General features: G+C 37.7%; 4 protein-coding genes and 1 tRNA gene. 3 read left to right on the forward strand and 2 right to left on the reverse strand.

All coding sequences use genetic code 11. From position 1 onward, the window contains the following. Positions 1–384 precede the first annotated feature (384 nt). Together ACTB1O_RS12345 and ACTB1O_RS12350 are read left to right on the forward strand one after the other, a co-directional pair. Positions 385–588: a type II toxin-antitoxin system HicB family antitoxin gene (locus ACTB1O_RS12345; RefSeq protein WP_462995447.1), complete on the forward strand. Its 204-nt coding sequence runs from the start codon at positions 385–387 to the stop codon at positions 586–588. 353 nt (positions 589–941) lie between these two features. Next, entirely contained in the window at positions 942–3,947 is a 3,006-nt protein-coding gene (locus tag ACTB1O_RS12350; RefSeq protein ID WP_462995448.1) for a type I restriction endonuclease subunit R, read from the forward strand. A gap of 47 nt (positions 3,948–3,994) precedes the next feature. Here the strand turns inward: ACTB1O_RS12350 and ACTB1O_RS12355 are convergent, their stop codons facing one another. After that, a complete protein-coding gene (locus ACTB1O_RS12355; protein ID WP_462995449.1) occupies positions 3,995–4,516 on the reverse strand; it encodes a hypothetical protein in 522 nt (173 codons plus the stop codon). Positions 4,517–4,675: 159 nt separating this feature from the next. Here ACTB1O_RS12355 and ACTB1O_RS12360 point away from each other — a divergent pair, with 159 nt between their 5' ends. Continuing rightward, positions 4,676–4,924, forward strand: a complete 249-nt coding sequence (locus ACTB1O_RS12360; protein ID WP_462995450.1) for a hypothetical protein — start codon at positions 4,676–4,678, stop codon at positions 4,922–4,924. 28 nt (positions 4,925–4,952) lie between these two features. On the opposite strand, the gene ACTB1O_RS12365 is transcribed toward ACTB1O_RS12360, so the two are convergent. Next, positions 4,953–5,026: transfer RNA gene (locus ACTB1O_RS12365), tRNA-Val, on the reverse strand. Positions 5,027–5,036: the final 10 nt, after the last annotated feature.

The raw sequence follows: 5,036 nt of genomic DNA on the forward strand, positions 1-5,036 counted from the left end.
TGAATATCTATGATTGATCTGCCCTTAAACATTTAGTGGTTCGCCTAAATATTTGATAATTTCATAGAGTTTGACCAGGTTTTAGATAAACCTGTCCAGATAGGATAGGGGATAACTGGATACACTCGAATAAAATTAAGACATGGCTTGAAAATATTTTAATAAGCCATGCTTCAGGTGAAATGAATACGTGACAAATTGTCACGGTTTGAAAAGACTCCCCCTGACGGAAAATGCAGTTTACCAATTTTGCTGACAGAGAACAACTTTTCAGTCTTATTCCTGAGTTCCTGACTATGAATGTTCCTGAAAAGTCCGGCTTTGCCTCTGGCAACAAAGTGGGGGTTAAATCTAATATATGGCCAAAAACAATAGTATCATACCATGAAACTGAAAGTAATCATTCATGAGGCGGAAGAAGGCGGATTCTGGGCAGAAGTTCCTTCAATCCCGGGTTGTGTGACTCAGGGTGAAACTTTTGATGAACTGCTTGTCAATATTTATGATGCAGTAGAAGGATGCCTGTCTGTAGATGTACAGGATCTCTCTCTTTCAGGAAAAGACAGAATAATGGAGATAGCGGTTTGAAAGCTGTCAGTGGTAAAAGCTTCAGGTGAAATGAATACGTGTAAAATTGTCACGTTTTTAATTATCCCTTCTCCCGAAAAATACAGATCAGAAAAATGAGAACTGCAAGTTAAACACAAGTTAGAGAAAACCACCAAAATATCTTATTTTAAAGAAAATATAAGTAATAATCAGCGATTTAACAAAAAATAAAGTTCTCAAAAATGAGTTTTGCAAGTTAAATGAAAGTTAAAAATCATGCTAAAAAGGCAGACATTTTTTTTGAAACTCACCCTAAAAATCCAGAAAAGAACGCAATAAATTATTATTCCCTTATACTCAATATTACATTAAGGGTAAAAAAGGTGAAATAAATGGCATCCGCAGAATATACAGAAAAACAGTTTGAAAATGATATTGAATTTTCACTTTGCACAAATGGCGGTTATGTCAAAGGAAATCCGGAAAAGTTTGACAGGGTTCTGGGGCTTGACACGGAAACCCTCCTCACATTCATCAAAACAACACAGCCGAAGGAATGGAAAAAATACAACAGCATATACGGTGATGACAGCGAAAAAACATTTCTTGACCGGTTTACAAGGGAAGTTGCAAGAACAAACCTCCTTCGCGTACTCCGGCAGGGAATAAACGACCGGGGATGCAGGTTTAAGGTAATCTACTGGAAACCGGAAACAGCAATCAATGAGGAATCAAGAGAACACTATGATCAGAATATCCTCAACTGCACAAGACAGCTTCACTACTCACCCTCAAATGAAAACAGTCTGGATATTGTTCTGTTTGCAAACGGAATCCCGGTTGTATCAATGGAACTCAAAAACCAGTTCACCGGCCAGAATGTAGCAAACGCAATCGGACAGTACAAATTTGACAGAAACTCCCGCGATCCAATCTTTGAATTCAAAAAGAGAGTCATTGTTCACTTTGCAGTTGATCTCTACAATGTCTATATGACAACCCGCCTCAACGGAGGGCAGACAAAATTCCTCCCGTTCAATCAGGGATCAAACGGAGCAGGAGAGGTAGGCGGAGCAGGAAACCCCCTTTATTACAACACATATCAGACCGCTTATCTCTGGGAAAAAGTTCTCACAAAAGACAGCCTTCTTGAAATCCTTCACAAATACCTTCATATTAAAACCGAAACTCTGACAGACTTAAACGGAAAAACAACCGAAACAAAAGAGACCCTTATCTTTCCAAGATATCATCAGCTCGATGTTGTAACAAAGCTTCTCTCAGATGTCAGGGAAAACGGTGCAGGTAAAAATTATCTCATACAGCACAGCGCCGGAAGCGGAAAATCAAACTCTATTGCATGGCTTGCACACCGGCTCTCGGGACTGCATGACAGAACAGATAATAGAATTTTCAAATCGACAATAGTTGTAACTGACAGAAAAGTTCTTGACAGTCAGCTTCAGGACACAATCTATCAGTTTGATCATGTTGAAGGTGTCGTTGTAAAAATCGACAAAGACTCAAAACAGCTTCGCGATGCAATCAATTCAGGCGCAGGAATAATCATCACAACACTTCAGAAGTTCCCAGTAATCTACAAAGAAATAAATTCAGACAACAAAAATTTTGCAGTCATTGTTGATGAGGCTCATTCGTCACAGACCGGGGAAGCGGCGAAAAAACTCAAAACAGCGCTTGCCAACATAGAAGAAGTCCTTGAGGAATATGCAAAAGCCGAAGGTGAAGAAGAAGACAAACGCCCGGACGAAGAGGATAAGTTAATAGCCGAAATCGCTGCACAGGGGCAGCACAAAAACCTTTCATTTTTTGCTTTCACCGCAACACCAAAAGACAAAACACTTCAGATGTTCGGAGTAAAACAGCCGGACGGCAAATACAAGGCATTTCACATCTATTCAATGCGGCAGGCCATTGATGAAGGATTCATCTTAGACGTTTTGAAAAATTACATGACATACAGCATGTATTACAAAATTATCAAAAACATACCTGATGATCCGGAACTTGACACAGCTGCAGGAATTAAAGCAATACGGCGCTATGAAAGCCTTCATCCTCACAACCTTGCGCAAAAGACCGCTATCATGGTTGAACACTTCAGGAGTCAGACAAAAAACCAGATTGGCGGAAAAGCAAAGGCGATGGTCGTTACAGCCTCACGCCTTCATGCAGTAAGATACTGCTTTGAGTTTAAGCGATACATCAAAGACAAAGGATACACAGGCCTTGATGTTCTGGTTGCCTTCTCAGGCGAAATAGACGATGAGGGAATGACATGGACTGAAGAGAAAATAAATAAAACAAAATCCGGAGAGCATATTAAGGAAAAACAGCTTCCAAAAGAGTTCCATGATAATTTCAATATCCTGATTGTGGCAGAAAAGTATCAGACCGGATTTGATGAGCCGTATCTTCACACAATGTTTGTCGATAAAAAATTAAGCGGAGTTAAGGCAGTCCAGACCCTCTCACGAATAAACAGGATTGCCGAAGGCAAAGACAGCACATTTGTTCTTGACTTTGTGAACACTGCCGAAGATATTCAAAAAGCATTTCAGCAATACTACGAAGCAACAATTCTCGCTGAGGAAACAAACCCCAATGTTCTCTATGATCTCAAATACACTCTTGATGACTTTGGGATATACAGAGAGTCAGAGATAAATTCATTCGCAGAAATCTTCTTTGCAAACACTCAGGAAAGAGATATGGGAAAACTCTCTGCAACCCTCCGCCCTGCAATGGACAGATTCGCTGCAAAACCTCTTGAAGAGCGTGAAACATTCAAAACAACACTTTCCCGCTTCATCCGCATATATGGGTTTATAACTCAGGTATGCAGGATGTTTGACGAAGAATTGCATAAGTTCAGTGCATATGCAAAATTCTTATCAACAGTTCTTCCAAAAGGAGAGAAAGTAACAGTCGATTTGGACGATAAAATTCTTCTTCAATATTACAGACTTGAAAAGTGCTTTGGCGGATCTATTGTCATGGATAAACATGATGAATCAGGGATTGATCCAATCAAAGGGGAAGCCGGAGTCAGAAAAGAGAAAAAGGACACTCTCACAAAACTTCTTGACAGAATAAATGAGAAATTCGGTACAAACTTTACCGAGATGGATAAGGTTCTCCTCCAGATTGAAAATGATATTCGTACCGAAGAAAGCCTTGTAAACTTTGCACAGAACAATGATGAGCGTGTTTTCCGCCCGGTCTTTGAAAAAGTGTTCAAAGATATGGCGATTCAAAGGTATGAGCAGAATGATGAATTCTTTATTCGTATGTTCAACGATTCTGCATTTATGCAATACACAATGGACTTAATGCGGTCAGATATATACAGGAAAATTAAGACTGCACAGGTTTGAAATTCTCCCTCTCTAATATTTTAACAGGATATCATTTCAGGTTTATATTATACCTCAGAAGATTCTTCAGGCATCCATTTTAAATTTGGAGGGTAATTTTTTCCAATAATTATTGATAAGCCAAATTTATACTTGTATTCTTTTTTCGGATCTACAAATTTTTTAAGTTTTTTTTCATCATTTTCAGTATTATAATTCCACCAAGTCTTAATCTCCATAACTAAGAGATTTTCTTTCATATTTCCTCTTTTATGAATTATTAGATCAGGGTAAACTAATCTATCACCCAAATCTTTTTGTGAATCTAATTTTCTATTATATTCACAATCTAAATGATAATCCTCTAAGCATTTATTAGCGTACATTAATTCTTGTAGATATATGCCAAATCTAAAGACGATTGCTCTTTCAGCTGCATGTTTTTTCCAATCAGGAATATGATTGTTTGAACCTTCAATGAATTCATTAAGTACATTGTCTTTATTTATCAGATAACAGTCATTATCATAAAGTTTCGATAACGCTTCCAAAATCAATTTTTTAAGTAGGGGTTTTTCTAATTTATCCAAGGTTTTACCACCAAATAATTTAATTATCAGTTTTATGATCTCTGAAATGAATTAAATTATCTGTTTTCTAACCATTATCCGGCTTTATTTCAATTTTTAGCACATCAAATCTAATTCAATTCTTCAACCCCAGTGGAACCTTTCTGGAACTCTCTATTTATGACCTACAAAACCGACATTAAGTCAGGTAAAGTGTACGCATGTGCACTGATATATGCGGACAGGAGAAAAATAAAAATGGAGAATATAGCAAAACGGGAAAGGGAGAATATAAGCCGATTTAAAAAAAGACTGAATCTGACAATAAAACCTGAAAATTACGAGCATATTAAGAATAACGGCTTAAATGTATCCAGATTTGTAAATAACGCCACCAATGAACTCAAAACAAAGCAAACAAAGAATTAATCTTCATATTAAAAAAGAACAAAAATAATGGGCCTGTTGAGATTCGAACTCAAGATCTTCGCCGTGTAAAGGCGACGTCATAACCAGCTAGACCACAAGCCCATCAGAACAC

Source organism: Methanomicrobium sp. (assembly GCF_055145805.1).